The sequence below is a fragment of the Pseudomonas sp. B10 genome, assembly GCF_900156235.1.
Taxonomy (GTDB): domain Bacteria; phylum Pseudomonadota; class Gammaproteobacteria; order Pseudomonadales; family Pseudomonadaceae; genus Aquipseudomonas; species Aquipseudomonas siliginis.
This window is the reverse complement of the sequence record NZ_LT707063.1, coordinates 985,238-1,002,319: the sequence shown is the minus strand read 5'-3', so window position 1 is coordinate 1,002,319 and position 17,082 is coordinate 985,238. Positions and strand designations below refer to the sequence as shown.

Here is a 17,082-nt window from a genome sequence, read left to right as displayed (position 1 = left end):
TGCCGCGTCTTTGCCATCGAAAAAAGCGATGGTTGCCAATTTGTTTCATCGTTAAAAACATTTAAGGATGACCCCGCGTCTTCGAACGCCGGGGCCGATTCTCTCTGTGCATCTGTCCCTGAGCGCCCGCGATTACAACCAACGCTGCCCCTTCAGGAGCTTGTGCCATGACTACACAACGCGTTCACCCGGTCGATGAGGTGTTGCCCCTGCGGCAGCTTTTCACCTTCGGTCTGCAGCATGTTCTGGTGATGTATGCGGGAGCGGTGGCGGTGCCGCTGATTCTCGGCAGTGCGATGGGGCTGACGTCGGCTCAGGTGGTTTTACTGATCAACGCCAACCTGCTGACGTCCGGTGTGGCGACGTTGATTCAGACCCTCGGCTTCTGGAAGTTCGGCGCGCGTTTACCATTGATTCAGGGCTGCTCGTTCATTGCGCTGGCGCCGATGATCATGATCGGCAAAGAGTTTGGCCTCAGCCAGATCTTCGGGGCGGTGATCGCCGCCGGCTTCCTGACCATCGCACTGGCGCCGGTGTTCAGCCGCTTGCTGCGATTCTTTCCGCCCGTGGTGATTGGCAGCCTGATCACCATCATCGGTATTTCACTGATGCCGGCGGCGGCAATCTGGCTGGGTGGTGGCAATCCCGATTCGCCTGACTTCGGTCGCCCGGCCAATCTGCTGCTGGGTCTGGCCACGGTCAGTGTGACGCTGGTGATTTATGCGAAATTCAGCGGTTTCATCGGCAACCTCAGTGTGCTCATCGGCTTGTTTGTCGGCAGCCTGATCGCTGCCGCCTGCGGCATGACGCACTTCAGTCGGGTCAGCGAGGCGGCGTGGTTCGAGTTGAGCGCGCCAATGGCGTTCGGTCCGCCGGAATTTTCTCTGGTACCGATTCTGATCATGACCCTAGCGATGCTGGTGATCATGGCCGAGACCACTGGCAACTGCCTGGCCATCGGCAAACTGGTCGGCAAACCGACTACGCAGCAGACCCTCGGCAACGCCTTTCGCGCCGACGGCTTGTCGACCATGCTCGGTGGTGTGTTCAACAGCTTTCCCTATAACGCCTTCACGCAAAACACCGGCCTGATTGCGCTTTCGAGCATCAAGAGCCGCTTCGTCGTCGCCGCCGCTGGCGCGATCATGGTTTTGATGGGCTTGTTCCCCAAGCTCGGCGCGTTGATTGCGGCGGTGCCCACTCCAGTGCTGGGCGGCTGCGCGATCGTCATGTTCGGCATGACCACGGTGGCGGGCATTCAGGAACTGTCACGGGTGCAGTTCGAGGGCACACGCAACGCCATTATTGTTGCGGTGTCGGTCAGCGTCGGCGTCCTGCCAATGTCGTTTCCGGCCCTGTTCGAACACGTCGGCCCGACGCTGAAACTGGTGCTCGATAGCGGCATTTTTCTCGGTGCGATCACCGCCATTCTGCTCAACCTCTTGCTCAACAAACAAAAACCATCGACCGACGCCGTCGGCGCTTCCACGGCCGAACTGGCCGACTGACTTTTGTCTTTTCTCACTGCCCAGGAGTTACCCATGAATCAATTCACTCAGCTTGTTCCGGCCGGCGTCAGCGATCTGGACCTGGCATTGCTGCGCCAGACCATCGCTCTGTCGCAGGCGTCGAAACAACGTGGCCGGCACCCGTTTGCGGCGCTGGTGGCGGACCGCGACGGCAACGTCATTGCCGAAGCGGGCAACAATTCGATGCCGCCGGAAGGTGATCCCACCCAGCACGCCGAACTGGTCGCGGTGGCTGCGGCGGCGAAGCGGTTGTCACCCACGGAGCTGGAGGCGTGCACGCTGTATACCAGTGCTGAACCTTGCTGCATGTGCGCGGGCGCGGTGTATTGGAGCGGAGTCGGGCGAGTGGTGTATGCGTTGTCGGAGCATGCTTTGCTCGGACTGACCGGCGATCATCCGGAGAACCCGACGTTCTCGTTGCCGTGTCGCGAAGTGTTTGCCAGAGGGCAACGCACGGTCAGTGTTTTCGGGCCGATGCTGGAGGAAGAGGCGGCTGAGCCGCATAAAGGGTTCTGGTCTTAGTTGTTATGGATCGTTCCCACGCTCCTGCGTGGAGCGTGAGGAACGATCAGTTTCGCGCGGTCAGGTACTGGTCACTTCACCGGGACGATATCCGCACATTCCCCAGCGGAATGCCCCCCATGGTCTGTTGTGGGGCGCCTGGCTGACTTGCAAGCTCAGCCAGGCGACCCGATTTGCCTAAGCCTCCATCCAGTCCAGCGCTGCCGTCTCGCGCCACTTCACCTCCGTAATCCCATAGCGCTCGGCCTGGGGTTTGGAAACCACTTTCAACGGTGGTTTACCCGGTTTCGGAATCGGCGCAATACCGGCGTCACAGCTCGCCCAATGCCAAGCGTCGGCGTTGCGCATACTCTTGGCGCGGATGACGAATGATTTTGGCTGGTCGTGATGTTTGTATTCGATGACGAAAATATCGGTGCTACGCATGAGTTCCTCCTTACGCTCATACGTAAATGATTTTGTCCGACAAGAAAAATTCAAAGGATTTTCTGGCCAGATGATCAGCGTCACTCAGCGCTCTGAAACGCGGTTCTTCATGAAGCCGCGCAGGTTCATCAGGAACAGGCAAAGCTGCAGAACAATCAGCGCGTAAGCCCCGGCGTAGACGCCCCAGATCACCCACAACAAATTGCTCAGACTGAAACAAACGAAGCCGCTCATGCGCCGTTGCGGTCGTTGCGAACCGATCAGCCAGGCGGCCAGAACGGTGATCAGCATCGCCGGCCATTGCACCCAATCCAGATATGCCAACACCCTGTCCTCTGCACAGATTTGTTTTATGCAGAAAGGGTACACAGCAACCGAAGGATGGTCACCGCCCGCACGGCTCTGCGTAGCAATGGCGGTGAAGAAGGTTTCGCCCGGCAGAAGCCGGGCGAAGATTTCAGGCGCGCAATCAGTAATCCCAAATCGCAGGTATCCAACGGAAAGCAGCACCATTGATCGCGACCCTACCCACCGAAGGGAAGGCCAGATGCGTGGCGACGAACAGCTCGCCGCTGGCGGCGGCTTCCTTGAGCATGCGCACGCGCACTTCCACCGATTTGGCCGGATCGTGTTCGAAACCGTTGTGCCAGTCGGGGTGATCGAACGCCACCGGGAACAACGCGTCACCGGCAAAGGTCAGGCGCTCGCCACCGGAGTTGACGTAGACCACGCAGTGCCCTGGCGTATGACCACCGGTGAGTTTTGCAACTACGCCAGGTGCAACCTGACATTCGTCTTCGAAGATGTGCAACTTGCTTTCATAGTGGTCGATGAACGCGTTGGCGGTGCTGCGCAGCACGTCTGGTACTGGTGCGGGCATGTCGGTGCTGGCGAAGTCTGGCGTGGACCAGAAATTCACTTCGGCAGCGGTGACGTGGATGCGTACGTCTTGACGCAGACGGCTCTTCACCGAGTCGACCAGCAGGCCGCCGATATGGTCCATGTGCATGTGCGTGATGACGATATCAGTGATGTCGGCGAGATCCACCCCGGCAGCGGCCAGGCGCTTGGGGAACTGCCCGGCACGCGGGAAACCGGGGAATTGGCCACCGAGGCCGGCGTCGACGAGGATGACTTGCTCGCCGCTACGCACCACCAGCACGTTGAGCGCCCAGTCGAAGGCGTCAGGGCCCAGGTACATTTCCTTGAACCAGGCGGCACGGTCGGCGGGGTCGGCATTGGTTGACATGGTCTGGGTTGGCAACGGCAACACGCCGTCGCTGATCACCATCACGTCAATGTCGCCCAGGCGCAGGGCGTAGCGCGACGGCACCAGTTCTTCGCTTTGGGTTTGCAGGGCCACCGCGCGGTTGGCGGTGAAGGAATCCAGATGCAGGGTCATGGTGTTCTCCTTGTTTTCAGGGCTAAAGCGGAGGGTGAAATCAGGCTACAGGGATCAGCGGATCGGCGGCCGCGAGGGCAGCGCGACGATCGGCGGCGGGCGGGTAGATCCACACCGTGTTGATCTGCGTCTTCAGCTCTTTGGCTTCGGCCTTCACCAGTTTCAGCTGACGATCCCAGCCTTCCGTGTACACCGCGCCCCAGGCGCCAAGATCCAGGCAAGTCACGTACTTGGGCTGGCGATACATTGTCGGAGCGACGCCGAGGATATCGGCGGCGGCGTTGTTGCCGGCGTAGCGACCCAGGCTGATCGCGTGCTGGCAAGACATCGCGGCATAGTTGCCGAGGTCGTCTGTGGCGGCGCGAGCGACATCACCAGCGGCAAAGACGTGATCGATGCCGTGCACCTTGAGGTTACCATCGACGTGCAGGCGGCCCTGGCCATCGCGTTCGGCGTCGAGTTGTTCGGTGAGCGGGCTGGCGCGGAAGCCTACGGTCCAGATCACGGTCTGGCTTTCGATGTGGCGGCCATCGGCGAGGGTGACGCCATTGGCATCCACAGCGGCAACGCTGGCATCGACGATCCATTCGATACCCAGGTCATTGGACGCCTCGATGATCGACGGGCGAATGCCATCACCCATGGTCGCGGCGATGTCCTTGCTGCGATCGACAATGATCACGCGCAGGTCTTGATCCTCACCGAGGATCGCACGCAGGCGCGCCGGCATTTCCGTCGCAGTTTCAATCCCGGTGAAACCGCCACCGGCGACCACCACGGTGTTGCGCGCAACGCTGGGCGGTTGGTTGCCGAGGGCGATGAGATGGCGTTCCAGACACGCCGAGGATTCGATCTGATCGACATCGAACGCATGCTCCTTGAGGCCAGGCACCGGAGGCCGAGCGAGCTGGCTGCCGCTGGCGAGAACCAGGCGATCGTAGGCCAGTTCACCCGGACGCCCGGCCTCGTCGCGGTAACCGATTCGGCGCGCCCGGGCATCGATGCTTTCAGCGGTGCCTTTGACGAAGCGCACACCCACCGCATCGAACAGCGCGTCGAGCGGCGCGTACATGCTGTGCACGTCCGGCTCGTAGAAGCGCGGGCGAATACGCAATTCGGCTTGCGGGGCGAGCAGCGTGATCTCGACATCCTGACGGGCATGCATATCCAGCAAACGCGCAGCGCTCAGCGCACTCCACAGCCCGCCGAACCCTGCACCGATCACCAATAATTGCTGTTTCATAATGTGCTCCCTGACGCTGATGGATGGATGACACCCGAGTCCGATGCGGACTCTGGCGTGACGATCACTGGCCGCCGTAACTGCTTGCCGTACTGCCTGGCGCTCAATCGCCCGCTGTGTAGAGCCATGCTAGGGCGGGGAGGCTGCGAGCGCAGTTGTCCATCGGTGTGCGTGGGGTACGCATGGGTGGAAGAGGGGTATACGAAGGTATGGGGGCAGGTGGGAACATCGGGCCAGGTGTCGTTCGAAACGAACATCGCCGCGCAGGGTGTCAGCACGCCTGCACGGCCGATGCCGTTGTTCAGTCGGTTGGCACAACGTTATCCAACGCTTTGTTCACGGCCAACTCCCCCAACATCACTACCTGCGCAACGCCCAGCAAAGTATTGCGCCGTGAGCCCTCCAGCATTCCGGCGAAATCGCTGAGCATCACCGTGGCGGAAGCCAGGGATTCGCAAGCGTTGACCAACAGTGATTCTGTGTCGGACTCAGGATTGACCATAAATAACGTGTTGGGACTGTAGGGCGTGGCGTTGATCTTGGCCGGCGCGAGGTAATGGTCGAGCGCACGCTCGGCGGCGTCGTGCAGCTTTTTTGAATGGAAGGATTCATAAGGCGATACCGATTCGGTGACCGGCGGATGGGACGGTGTCTGTGACATCAGCTGAAACTCCGATGAGAGCGGCTTGAGCGTCTGGATAAGAGGATGCCGCGCCACAGCAGTGGCGCGTCCGCTGGCAGTGAGGGAGCATGCCCCCTCCTGCCTGGGTTGCCGGCTAGCTCGACACGCGTCGGCTGTCGAGCACGCGATTGACGATCAGCTCACTCAACATGATCACCTGTTGCAACATCAGCAGCGATCGACGCTGTGGGTGGTCAATCACGCCGCCGATTTCGCGGGCCATGTCATTGGCGGCTGCCAGCGATTCACAGGCTTCGACGAGCAGCGTTTCCTCATCCACCGTCGGGTCAATGAGAAAGATCCTGCCTGGCTGGCGCTTGGGAATGGTGGTTTTGAGCGTCTGAGGGTCGAGGTAAAAGTTGATGGCGCGAGCGGCCGCATCTTTTATCCGCTGAGGTTCCAGAGCAGGGTCGTACGGGATTGAATCCGCTTCCGGCGGGTTTGGGGTTACTTTGAACATCGATGAAGCTCCTAACACATTTAAGGGAGGCTTCGCCCTTTCGCTACCAAACGAAGGGTGGCGGCCATGCACAGGTTGGTAGACCGGGTGTTAGGATCCGGCGCGCCCTAGGACGCCCTATACATGGCCACCGCAAATCCGAGACAGAAATCTCGACGGCAGATCTGTATATCTAACACTGCGGGCTACCAAACCCGATCACCTATTTCAGTGACCGACAAACGATAGGACCCGCAGCCTAGACGCACAAGCCGGCGGATTCTGAAGTACCTGTAGGCAGCGGCGCAAGGCGTTGTAGGCTTTTTGGAGGAGAAATCGGTGTAATTTAAACGTGCTTGCCAAGTCGTGTTTATGCGCTGTACGTGCCTGCTCATCTCACCTTTTCAGAATATCGGAGACCCGAATCTGTTTAGGCCGATCTCAAGGCCGTTGCGCCGTGGGGCGGAGAGTTTCAAGCAAGTCGCGTCGTAGACGGGCTTTTTGGCTCTTCCACTGTTGGCCGTAGATCAGCAGAAAAACGCCTCGGCTGGCAGGTGAAAAAATTACTTGCCAACACTGGGATCACAAATGACATAGCGCTTAGTCTGCTTTGAAAACGAACTCAAAACCGATTCCCATTTTTCTCAGGAGCTCGGCCACGCGCTCGAAGAACAATTCCCCCTGCTCCGAAACCTCGTACTTGCCGTAAACACGGATTACAAGTGACTTGCCGAGTGCAGCGGGAATCTTGTTATAGATCTCACCGCTTTCGATGAAAGCGATGTAGCCGTTTATCTTCCGTTGTAGCGCGAGCAGGTGCTCGGCTTGTAGGGTCTTATTGCCCCATTCTAGGTGGTCAGCGATGCCCAGGATGATGGTGCCACTGTCCGATTTGGGGATTCCCCACATATCGATAATGTTCGGGTCTGTTAAGGACACTGCGGATCCTTGGCCTCCAGCCGGTTTGTTCAATCCCTCTGAGGGAACCGAGCTACAGCTCTGTGGCTTGCCGCCCTTTGCTTTGCTTTAGCTCTACTAGCTCACACGCCTAGTGTCGAACGGCAAAGTCGTCCTTAAGCACAAATTCCATTCCGATGCCTACGCCTTTGAGTACCTCGGTCACGCGGTCGACAAAGGTTTCACCTTGCTCAGGTAGCTCATATAAACCATTGATGCGAATTTTCGGATTTTTGCCATTGGCTGGCGGATAGCTTTCCAGCAGTTCGCCGCTCTCGATGAAGGCGATGTAGGTATTGATCTTCTCCTGTAGCAACAACAGGTGTTCACCCTGTTGGGCTTTGTCGCCCCATTCCAAGTGATCAGTGATGACGAGTACGACATTGTCGGGTTCCCACTCGGGCACTGCGATGATGTCGACGACTTTTGTTTCGGTGATGGACATGTCTGCTCCCTCAGAGGGTTGGGTCAGGTCGAATGATGTCGACTCTGGTAGGTGGGATTCGGGTGCCTCCCGTGAAGCCGGGTTTACCTTTGCCGACGACGGTTGCGCCGGTCTTTTCTATTTCTGGAAAGCCCAATTTCTGATTGCGCGTCAGTGGCGCTGTTTCCGAAGATTTGCATTCGACGCAGGAGATGTTGCCGTCCGCATCGCGGCCCATCATATCAATGCGCGTGCGTACACCGCTGTCGGTTTTGACGGTGACCTCACGAGCGGCTTCAGGTTTGATCTTACTGAATTCGTCAAAGGACGCTTCTTCGAACGCTTTGCCCTTTTGCTTATTCTTCTCTAGCCGCGTGCTGAGCACGATGTAGATGGGCTCAATCCCCGCATCCTCCGGGAACCAGATGATCGCATCCTGGAACTCAGGTGGGTGCGCGGGGTTGGCCAGCAGCGTGTCCGACTGAGGTGTCGGCGGATAGACCCAGACGTGAGGTAGCTGAGGGGCACCTTCCAGCGCTGGGATCCCCAGCACTCCATCGGGGCTTGCTCCGGGTGTCCAGGTCAGACCGATGCCGTCGCCGATGTCGGCGATGAATTTTTCGCCGTCTTTCTGCGCTTTGATGACCGGTACATTTTCCCAGTCCTTCTTGCCGCCGGTGTAAAAGCCGTAGGCGTTGACGGAGCCGTCCGGCAACGTTTTTACGTTGACACGAACACGCGTTCGGCCGGTTTCAAGCGTGGCGTATTGCTCGTCCTTATAGAAGGCACTGTCCGGGGCGATGCTGGTGTTGGGCATCAATAGCGCCATCGTGCCCACGGCCGCGCCTGCTGCCATGCGCCTGCACCGTCGAGTAGGCCTAGCGCGATTGAGCCGCCCAGCCGTTGGGCAACGGCACCGCCGGTTGCGGAGCCGCCGACAAACTGGAGGGGCGTGCCTTCGGCCGTAATCGCTGCGCCAGTGCCAACACGGCCCATAGCCCGTAGTCCGCCAGTTTTTCACCGGGGACGAACCCTGTCGGGTTGGTGTGGTTTATTTCGCCATCGGGCAGGTTGCAGCTTTTGGCGAAGACGCAGCCCTTAAGGTCGGGTTTCGCGTCTGGCGCTGGCGGGATTTCTCTATATTGCGCCCAGTGCTGGGCGTTTAGGTCGACGGGTTCAACGCCGGTGTTGCGGTAACCCTTAGGTGGGTTGGGGACGTAGCCGCTCAATCCTTGGTTCCTTGTTCTGGTCCTTTTTGAACGGGGTGAAGGGTGACAGGCGGAGTTTGCAGTGGCAATTAGTGGCGCTTTGATTCTAGATTCTGAGGCGCCTCTCATTTCGGTGTGATCAAGTCAGCGCTTAAGGAAATGGGGTAGCTCAACTACCTCCGTAATCTCTGGAGCTTCCCCTCGCTCCCAGCCCTCTCCTCGAGGAGAGGGAGCCGACCGTGTTGTCTTCTGTCAGAAATCGGCCTGATCGACCGAGTCGATAGGTGGCGATAAATCCAGGCGACACGCAATTCAATGCGATGAGGGCCTTATCAAGTGTTTTCAGATTTACGCGGTGCAAACTCAACCCAGGCAAGTAGCTCGTCCGCCGCAAAGGGTTTACGCAGGCAGGCAACGACATCAGTCGCTCGGGACTTGTCGCAAGTCAAATCGCCCGTATGCGCCGATACGAAAATCACCGGCATCCGCCAGCCTCGCGCCCGCAGTGCATCCAGCATCTGCAAACCATCCATGCCCGGCATCTGAATATCGGAGATTAAACAATCAGTCTGCGCCGGCCCGTCCGAGGCAAGGTAGTCCGCCGGCGCCGCATAGCAGAACACCTGATACCCCGACGCCCGCAGCAGGCTGCTCAGCGAAGTGCGCATTGCCTCGTCGTCGTCCACTACCGCAATGACATGCGTCTTGTGCATAACGCTCCCGGGCCGGGCGGCCGAGCTGGTGACTCCTGTCGTTCTTGCACCATACGCTGATGGCCAGCGGGCAAAACTATACGTAGGTATAGCGGTTCAACCATCGCGGCTGAAGCGACTGCGGTACTCGCGCGGGGAGATCGACAGGTGACGCTGGAAGCAGGCGCGCAGGCGTTCTTCATCGCTGAAGCCGCAGAGGCGGGCGATTCGTTCGATTTTATGCGGGGAGTTTTCCAGTAGGCGTTTGGCGGCTTCGAGACGGAATAGCTCGAGCGCTTTCGACGGTGTGCGCCCGGTGCGCGCTTTGTAGACCCGCGTGAAGTTGCGCAGGCTCATCGCGGCTTGCTCGGCGAGGCGCTCCACCGTCAGATTCGGATTGCCGAGGCGCTCCATGAGCCAAAGGTGCAGATCATCGAACATCGCAGCGTCCTGCGCTTGCGATTGCAGCAGCGTGCTGTATTGCGCCTGGCCGCCGGGGCGTTTGATGTACACCACCAATTCCCGCGCGACTTGCAACGTCACTTCACGGCCGCAATCGGCCTCGACCAGCGCCAGCGCCAGATCGATCCCGGCGGTGACTCCGGCCGAGGTCCAGACCTTGCCTTGCTGAATGAAGATCGCGTCGGCATCTACCTCGACCGCTGGAAAGCGATCGCGCAAAGCGTCGCACATCGCCCAGTGAGTGGCAGCGTGGCGGCCGTCGAGCAATCCGGCCTGAGCCAGCAGAAACGCACCACTGCACACCGAGACCACGCGGCGGGCGAGGTGAGCATGGTCCTGCAGCCAGTCGCTCAGTTCGCGATGCTCCTCAAGGGTCTGGCAGATGTCAGGGGCGCCGGGCACGACCAGCGTGTCCAGCGCGGCGGTGTCGAGCGTGGTTAACGCTTGGGAGTCGATGGCCAGCCCTTCGACGGTCTGGATCAAGCCGCCGCTGAGGCTGGCGGTGTGCAGTTGATAACCGGGCTGCCCGCGCTCGGCCAAGGCTTTGCTCGCGGCCCAGAACACGGTCTGCGCACCGCTGAGATCGAGCAGGCTCAGGCGTGGGTAGGCGATAAACACCACGTCGCGCGGGGCCGATGGAAAAGAGGAATGGTTGGACATCGCGGGCCTGCCTGTTTGCAGCGCTAAAGGCGGGACTGCCTCAGCCTGGCCGATTTTCAGGGGTTTCTGGCCGGCCGGCAATGGCGCTGACTGTTAGCCTGATCACTGACCGTCCGGCCGGTGTCTGGCTGAGGTGGACATTCTGAACTAGATTCATTGACCAGCCCAATGCGTGCTGCGATCTCGCCGAGGAGACACAATGACCTTGTGGTCGCATTCCAGCCCTGCGCAAAGTCCCGATGTGCTCGGCGAACCAGTGGTGTACGTGGTCGATGACGATGCCTCGATGCGCCAGGCGCTCGACAGCTTGCTGCGCTCGATCGGCTTGCAGGTGCGAACCTTCGACAGCGCCGGAGATTTTCTCGCGCAAGCGCAACGTGAGGTACCCGGTTGCCTGGTGCTCGACGTGCGCCTGCGCGGCGAAAGTGGCCTGACGTTTCAGGAACAGATGGAAAAAAACGGCTTGCGCATCCCCGTGGTGTTCATGACCGGCCACGGCGACATTGCCATGAGCGTCAAGGCGATGAAGGCCGGCGCGGTGGATTTTCTGGCCAAGCCGTTCCGTGATCAGGACATGCTCGACGCAGTGGCCAGTGCGTTGGCTCGCGACCGTGCGCGGCTAGCCGCCGAACACTCCGGCGCCGTTCTGTGTCGGGCATACGAAACCCTGACCGCACGTGAGCGCGAAGTGCTCGGCTTCGTCATTGCCGGGCTGATGAACAAACAGATTGCCGGACAGCTCAACCTCAGCGAGGTCACGGTCAAGGTCCACCGTGGCCAGGTCATGCGCAAAATGGCCGCACGCTCAGTGGCCGATCTGGTGCGTATCACAGAAGCGCTGGGCATCGAACCTGTACAGCGCAACCCCTGAGCGCTGGCGACGTGCAACTCACCGTGCGGCAAAAAACCTGAGCAGTGTCGACGCAGATGGCCAGCAGAAAACAGATTTTGTGGGACGACGGCGAGCGGGTGCTGTCCCGTGAGCGCGGTTCGGGTGATGGCCTCTTATTGGCGGTGCGTCCGGCGCTGGGCCAGCCATTGCCGAGCACCCTGGAGCGTCTTGCGCATGAATACAGCCTCAGGGACGACCTCAATCCTGCCTGGGCGTTGCAGCCGACAGCTTTCGAGCGTACGGGCACCCGAGTTCGTCTGCTGTTCGACGATCCGGGTGGCGAGCCGTTGTCGCGATTGCTGGTCGCTCCGCTGGATATCGAAACCTGTCTGGAATTGGCCACGAACATCGCCAAGGCACTGGGCCATATGCATCAGTGTGGTCTGGTGCACAAAGATCTGAAACCGCAGCATGTCTTTGTCCATTGCCATGACGGGCAGGCGCGGCTGACCGGCTTCGGCCTGGCCACGCGCTTGCCACGGGAACGGCAAGCGCCCACGCCACCGGAATCTATCGCCGGCACGCTGGCTTACATGGCGCCGGAACAAACCGGGCGGATGAATCGTTCGATCGATTCGCGTAGTGATCTGTATGCCTTTGGCGTGACGCTTTACCAGATGCTCACCGGCTCGCTGCCGTTCAGTGCCAATGACCCGACGGAGTGGGTGCATTGCCATATCGCGCGGCTGCCAATGCCCGTGTGTGAACGGGTGGCGACGGTGCCGCCGATGTTCTCGCGACTGGTCATGAAACTGCTGGCGAAAACGGCCGAGGAACGCTATCAGAGCGCAGCCGGTGTCGAGCATGACTTGCGCCGTTGCCTCGATGACTGGCGCCGTATGCGGCAGATCGAGACGTTTACGCTGAACGAGCAGGGCGCCTGCGAGCGCTTGCTGATTCCGGAAAAACTCTACGGCCGCGAACACGAAGTGCAAACGTTGATCGATGCCTTCGCCAATGTGGTGCAGACAGGCGCGCCGACACTGGTGCTGGTATCCGGCTATTCCGGCATCGGCAAATCGTCGGTGGTCAGTGAACTGCACAAGGTGCTGGTGCCGTCGCGTGGCTTGTTCGCCGCCGGCAAGTTCGACCAGTACCAGCGCGACGTGCCTTATTCGACCCTGGTTCAAGCCTTTCAGGGGCTGGTGCGGACGCTGTTGGGCAAGCGCACCGACGTACTGGCGGGCTGGCGCGAAGCACTGTTGCGGGCACTGGAAGCGAATGCGCGGTTGATCACCGATCTGATCCCCGAACTCAAGCTGATCATCGGCGAGCCGCCGCCCGTGCCTGAGTTGGAGCCGCAACAGGCGCAGCAGCGGTTCCTTCAGGTCTTGCAGCGTTTTATCGGCGTGTTCGCTCAGGCCGAGCATCCGTTGGCGCTGTTCCTTGACGACCTGCAATGGCTCGACGCGGCCACCCTTGATCTGCTCGAAGATTTGCTCAGTCGCGCAGAGACTCCTCATCTGCTGCTGGTCGGTGCTTATCGCGACAACGAGGTAGATGGCGATCACCCACTCAGCCGCACACTCAAGACCCTACGTCACGCCGGAGTACACATTGACGAAATTCGTCTGGCGCCACTGGCTGGCGCGCACATCGAACAACTGATCAGCGAGTCACTGCGCTGCCCGCCGGCGAGCATTGTCGCGCTGGCGCGGCTGGTACTGGACAAGACCGCTGGCAATCCGTTCTTCGTCATCCAGTTTCTGCACGCCCTGGCCGAGGAGAAGCTGCTGACATACGAGCCTGCGCGCCAGCGCTGGCGTTGGGATGTGCACCTGATCAACGGCAAGGGCTACACCGACAATGTCGTCGATTTGATGGTCGGCAAACTGGCGCGGCTGCCCCAGGAAACCCGTCAGGCGCTGCAACAACTGGCCTGCCTGGGCAACGTCGCACGTCTCGACACGCTGGCCACAGTCCTTGATGTGCCGGTGCCTTACGTTCACTCCGCATTGTGGCCGGCGGTGCGGCTGGAGTTGGTCGAGCGTCAGGACGGTGCCTACAGGTTTGTGCATGATCGCATCCATGAGGCGGCGTATTCGCTGATCGCTGAAACCGAACGGGCGCAAATGCACCTGCGCATCGGCCGGCTGCTGGCACTGCAAACCCAGGGTGAGCGACGCGAGGAGGCGATTTTCGAGATTGTCGGCCAGCTCAATCGCGGCGCGCATCTGATCAGCCTGCGTGCCGAGCGCGAGCAGTTGGCCGAGTTCAACCTGCTCGCCGGCCAGCGCGCGAAGGCCTCGACCGCTTATACCTCAGCACTGACCTATCTGGGCGCCGGCGCAGAACTGTTGGGCGAGCAGGGTTATGACAGTCGGCATGAACTGGGTTTCGCTCTGGAGCTGAACCGTGCCGAGTGCGAATTTCTCACCGGCCAACTGCAGCTTGCCGACTCGCGCCTGGCGACATTGGCCGAGCGCGCCCTGACCACCGTCGAGCGCGCGGCGGTGGCGTGCCTGCAGATGGATGTCTACTTGCTGCTTGATCGCAGTGACCGGGCGGTGATGGTGTGTCTGGCCTTTCTGCGTCAGGTCGGCATCGATTGGCCAGCGCGTCCGGACGATATTCAGGTGCGCGACGAATACCAGCAGGTCTGGACCAGCCTGCGCGGGCGCAGTATCGAGCAGATGATCGACTTGCCGCTGATGGAGGATCCTGCCGCGCGGGCCACCCTCGATGCGCTGGGCAAACTCTTCGCGCCGGCGGTGCAGTCGGATCTGAACCTCGCCAGCCTGACCATTTGCAAAGCGATCAGCTTGAGCCTGCAATATGGCAACTGCGACGCCTCCTGCCTGCTCTATGCCAACTTCGGGCGCGTGTCGGGGCCGCGTTTTGGCGACTATGCCGCTGGTTATCGATTTGGCCGTCTGGGCTGCGATCTGGTTGATCGGCGCGGGCTCACGCGTTATGAGGCGAGCACCTGGTTGTGCTTCTCGATCTTCGTGGTGCGCTGGATGCGGCCAGTGCGCGAGTGCCGCGAACTGTTGCGCCGTGCGCTCAACGCGGCCCATCGCAGCGGCGATCTGCCGTATGCGGCGTTCGCTGGAAACAGCCTGATTTCCGATCTGTTATTCATCGGCGAGCCGCTGGCCGAGGTGCAGGCGCAAGCGGAATCAGGGCTGGTCTATGCACAAAAGGTCGGTTTCGGTCTGGTGGCGGATTTCATGCGCTGCCAGTTGACGCTGATCCGCATGCTGCGCGGGCAGACGCCGACGTTCGGCTGTTTCGACGATGAGGGGTTCGATGAAACAGCTGTCGAGGCACATCTGGCCGGTTCGGCGGATCTGGCGCTGGCGCGCGGCAAGTACTGGGTACGCAAGTTGCAGGCGCGCTATCTGGCCGGGGATTACGCGGCGGCCGCTGAGTGCGCGGCCAAGGCGCAGGGACTTTTGTGGGTGGTTTCGGCGTTCTTCGAGGAGGCCGAATACCATTTCTACGCGGCGTTGACCTTGACGGCCCACGGCGAAACTGACGCCGGTGCTTTGCAGCGTCTGGGTCAACATCATGAACAGTTGCAGACGTGGGCGCGCTTGTGTGCAGAGACCTTCGCCAGTCAGGTGGCGCTGGTCGGCGCGGAAATGGCGCGCGTCACCGGGCAGTTGCTCGAAGCCGAATTGCAGTACGAGCAAGCCATTCAATTGGCTCAGGACAATGGTTTGCTCCATATCCAAGCGCTGGCCAACGAACTGGCCGCACGGTTCTACAGCGCTCGCGGTCTGGCCAGGATATCCCGCGTCTACCTGCGCGACGCACGTTATGCCTATCTGCGTTGGGGGGCTGCTGGCAAGGTGCGGGAGCTGGAGCGACGTCATCGTTTTCTGCGTGCCGAAGAAGCGCAACCGAATCCGGTCACCACGCTCATTACGCCAGTTGAACATCTCGACCTGGCAACGGTGCTCAAGGTCTCTCAAGCAGTCTCCGGCGAGATCGTCCTGGACCGTTTGATCGAAACGGTGATGCGCACCGCGATCGAACAGGCCGGGGCCGAGCATGGCCTGCTCATTTTGTTGAACGCCGACGTTCCCTATGTCGCTGCGCGAACCCGTATCGGCGACGGTGCCACGCAGCTGTGCAACGCGCCGCTGCACACGGTGGCGCTGGCAGAGTCGGTGCTCTACCAGACGCTGCGCACCGGCGAAAACCTGTACCTGGACGACGCGGTTGCCGATCCGCTGTTCGCCGCTGATCCATACGTTCAGCAACGAGGCGCGCGCTCGATCCTTTGCCTGGCATTGATGAATCAGGCGCGGGTCGCCGGGGCGCTGTATCTGGAAAACAACCTGTCCGCCGGGGTGTTCAGCCCGGCGCGTCTCGCCGTGTTGCGCCTGGTGGCGTCGCAGGCAGCGATCTCGCTGGACAACGCGCGCCTGTACCGCGACCTCGCCGAGCGAGAAGCGAAGATCCGTCGGCTGGTCGACGCCAACATCATCGGCATCATCGTCTGGGGCGTGGAAGGGGACATCATCGAGGCCAACGACGCGTTCCTGCGCATGGTCGGTTACACCCGTGATGAGTTGCTTTCGGGCAATGTCCATTGGCGTGACATGACCCCGCCGGCGATGCGCGCTAACAGCGATATTGCACTGGCAACGGCGATCCACACCGGCCGGGCCCAGCCATTTGAAAAGGAGTACATCCGCAAGGACGGCAGTCGGCTGCCGGTGATTGTCGGTCTGGCCGCCTTCGAAGCGAGTCAGCAACAGGGCCTTGCCTTTGTGCTGGATATCAGCGAACGCAAGCTGGCTGAAGAGCAAGTGCGCGAAGGCGAGCGTCGTTATCGTCAGGTGCAAACAGAACTGGCCCACGCCAATCGCGTGGCAACCATGGGCCAGCTGGCCGCATCGATTGCCCACGAAGTCAATCAGCCGATCGCCGCCACGGTGACCCATGCCAATGCCGCGTTGCGCTGGCTCGGTGCAAAGCCATCAAATATCAACGAGGTCGAGCAGGGCCTTCGGCATATCATTCTCGACGGCAACCGCGCCGCCGACGTACTCGGGCGCATCCGCGCGCTGATTCACAAAACGCCACCGCAGCGTCAGCCTGTCAGCCTCAATCTGCTGATTAAAGAAATGGTCGGTTTCAGCCGTGGCGAAGCGCTCAAGCACGGCGCCGAAGTCAGCGTTGAGCTTGCGGCAGATTTGCCTTTCGTAGTGGCGGACCGGGTCGAACTGCAACAGGTGCTGCTTAACCTGATCATCAACAGCCTCGAAGCCATGACGATCATGGCAGAGGGGCAGCGACGTCTGCTGATTCGCAGTGAGGCGCTGGGTGATAACGTGCACATCAGTGTCAGCGATTCAGGGCCGGGCTTTGCCTGCGAGCGGGCGGAGCACGTGTTCACGGCGTTCTACACGACCAAATCCACCGGGCTGGGCATGGGCCTGTCGATTTGCCGCACGATCATTGAAGGACACGGCGGCAAATTGTGGGCCGAGCGCAATGAGCCGAGCGGGGCGCGGGTGGTGTTTGGCTTGCCGCGTTGTGAATGAACATGATCAACAGCCAGGCTACCCGGGCATTGAGCCCGGGTGTTTC

14 protein-coding genes and 1 pseudogene are annotated in these 17,082 nt (G+C 60.5%); 4 read left to right on the top strand and 11 right to left on the bottom strand.

Annotated elements, in window-relative coordinates:
• Positions 1-167 precede the first annotated feature (167 nt).
• Positions 168-1,508 (top strand): nucleobase:cation symporter-2 family protein, encoded by a 1,341-nt coding sequence (locus BXA01_RS04430; RefSeq protein WP_076563361.1) that lies wholly within the window; start codon positions 168-170, stop codon positions 1,506-1,508.
• Between the two features lie 33 nt (positions 1,509-1,541).
• Positions 1,542-2,051: a nucleoside deaminase gene (locus BXA01_RS04425; RefSeq protein ID WP_076563360.1), complete on the top strand. Its 510-nt coding sequence runs from the start codon at positions 1,542-1,544 to the stop codon at positions 2,049-2,051.
• A gap of 177 nt (positions 2,052-2,228) precedes the next feature.
• Here the strand turns inward: BXA01_RS04425 and BXA01_RS04420 are convergent, their stop codons facing one another.
• The 11 genes and pseudogenes from BXA01_RS04420 to BXA01_RS04370 all read right to left on the bottom strand — a co-directional run bounded on the left by BXA01_RS04420 (position 2,229) and on the right by BXA01_RS04370 (position 10,646).
• Positions 2,229-2,477, bottom strand: a complete 249-nt coding sequence (locus tag BXA01_RS04420; RefSeq protein WP_076563359.1) for a DUF6555 family protein — start codon at positions 2,475-2,477, stop codon at positions 2,229-2,231.
• Between the two features lie 84 nt (positions 2,478-2,561).
• The gene (locus BXA01_RS04415) at positions 2,562-2,768 is read right to left on the bottom strand and encodes a hypothetical protein (protein WP_442961912.1); all 207 of its coding nucleotides are present in this window, start codon (positions 2,766-2,768) and stop codon (positions 2,562-2,564) included.
• Between the two features lie 178 nt (positions 2,769-2,946).
• The gene (locus tag BXA01_RS04410; RefSeq protein WP_076563357.1) at positions 2,947-3,879 is read right to left on the bottom strand and encodes an MBL fold metallo-hydrolase; all 933 of its coding nucleotides are present in this window, start codon (positions 3,877-3,879) and stop codon (positions 2,947-2,949) included.
• Between the two features lie 40 nt (positions 3,880-3,919).
• On the bottom strand, positions 3,920-5,122 hold the full coding sequence (locus tag BXA01_RS04405; protein WP_076563356.1) for an NAD(P)/FAD-dependent oxidoreductase: 1,203 nt from the start codon (positions 5,120-5,122) through the stop codon (positions 3,920-3,922).
• Positions 5,123-5,423: 301 nt separating this feature from the next.
• Positions 5,424-5,783, bottom strand: a complete 360-nt coding sequence (locus BXA01_RS04400) for a DUF6124 family protein (RefSeq protein ID WP_076563355.1) — start codon at positions 5,781-5,783, stop codon at positions 5,424-5,426.
• A 115-nt stretch (positions 5,784-5,898) separates the two neighbouring features.
• Positions 5,899-6,264, bottom strand: a complete 366-nt coding sequence (locus BXA01_RS04395) for a DUF6124 family protein (RefSeq protein ID WP_076563354.1) — start codon at positions 6,262-6,264, stop codon at positions 5,899-5,901.
• Positions 6,265-6,843: 579 nt separating this feature from the next.
• On the bottom strand, positions 6,844-7,182 hold the full coding sequence (locus BXA01_RS04390) for a DUF6572 domain-containing protein (protein WP_076563353.1): 339 nt from the start codon (positions 7,180-7,182) through the stop codon (positions 6,844-6,846).
• Between the two features lie 109 nt (positions 7,183-7,291).
• Positions 7,292-7,645 carry a DUF6572 domain-containing protein gene (locus tag BXA01_RS04385; RefSeq protein ID WP_076563352.1) on the bottom strand — a complete coding sequence of 118 codons (354 nt, stop codon included), beginning with the start codon at positions 7,643-7,645 and terminating at the stop codon, positions 7,292-7,294.
• 10 nt (positions 7,646-7,655) lie between these two features.
• Positions 7,656-8,853, bottom strand: a pseudogene (locus tag BXA01_RS04380) (S-type pyocin domain-containing protein).
• Positions 8,854-9,164: 311 nt separating this feature from the next.
• Complete coding sequence (locus BXA01_RS04375) at positions 9,165-9,545, bottom strand: response regulator transcription factor (RefSeq protein ID WP_076563351.1); 381 nt, start codon at positions 9,543-9,545, stop codon at positions 9,165-9,167.
• Between the two features lie 96 nt (positions 9,546-9,641).
• Positions 9,642-10,646 carry a GlxA family transcriptional regulator gene (locus tag BXA01_RS04370; protein ID WP_076563350.1) on the bottom strand — a complete coding sequence of 335 codons (1,005 nt, stop codon included), beginning with the start codon at positions 10,644-10,646 and terminating at the stop codon, positions 9,642-9,644.
• Positions 10,647-10,845: 199 nt separating this feature from the next.
• On the opposite strand from BXA01_RS04370, the gene BXA01_RS04365 reads away from it, so the two are divergent.
• On the top strand, positions 10,846-11,517 hold the full coding sequence (locus BXA01_RS04365) for a response regulator transcription factor (RefSeq protein ID WP_076563349.1): 672 nt from the start codon (positions 10,846-10,848) through the stop codon (positions 11,515-11,517).
• Between the two features lie 56 nt (positions 11,518-11,573).
• Positions 11,574-17,036 carry a trifunctional serine/threonine-protein kinase/ATP-binding protein/sensor histidine kinase gene (locus BXA01_RS04360; RefSeq protein WP_076563348.1) on the top strand — a complete coding sequence of 1,821 codons (5,463 nt, stop codon included), beginning with the start codon at positions 11,574-11,576 and terminating at the stop codon, positions 17,034-17,036.
• Positions 17,037-17,082 lie beyond the last annotated feature (46 nt).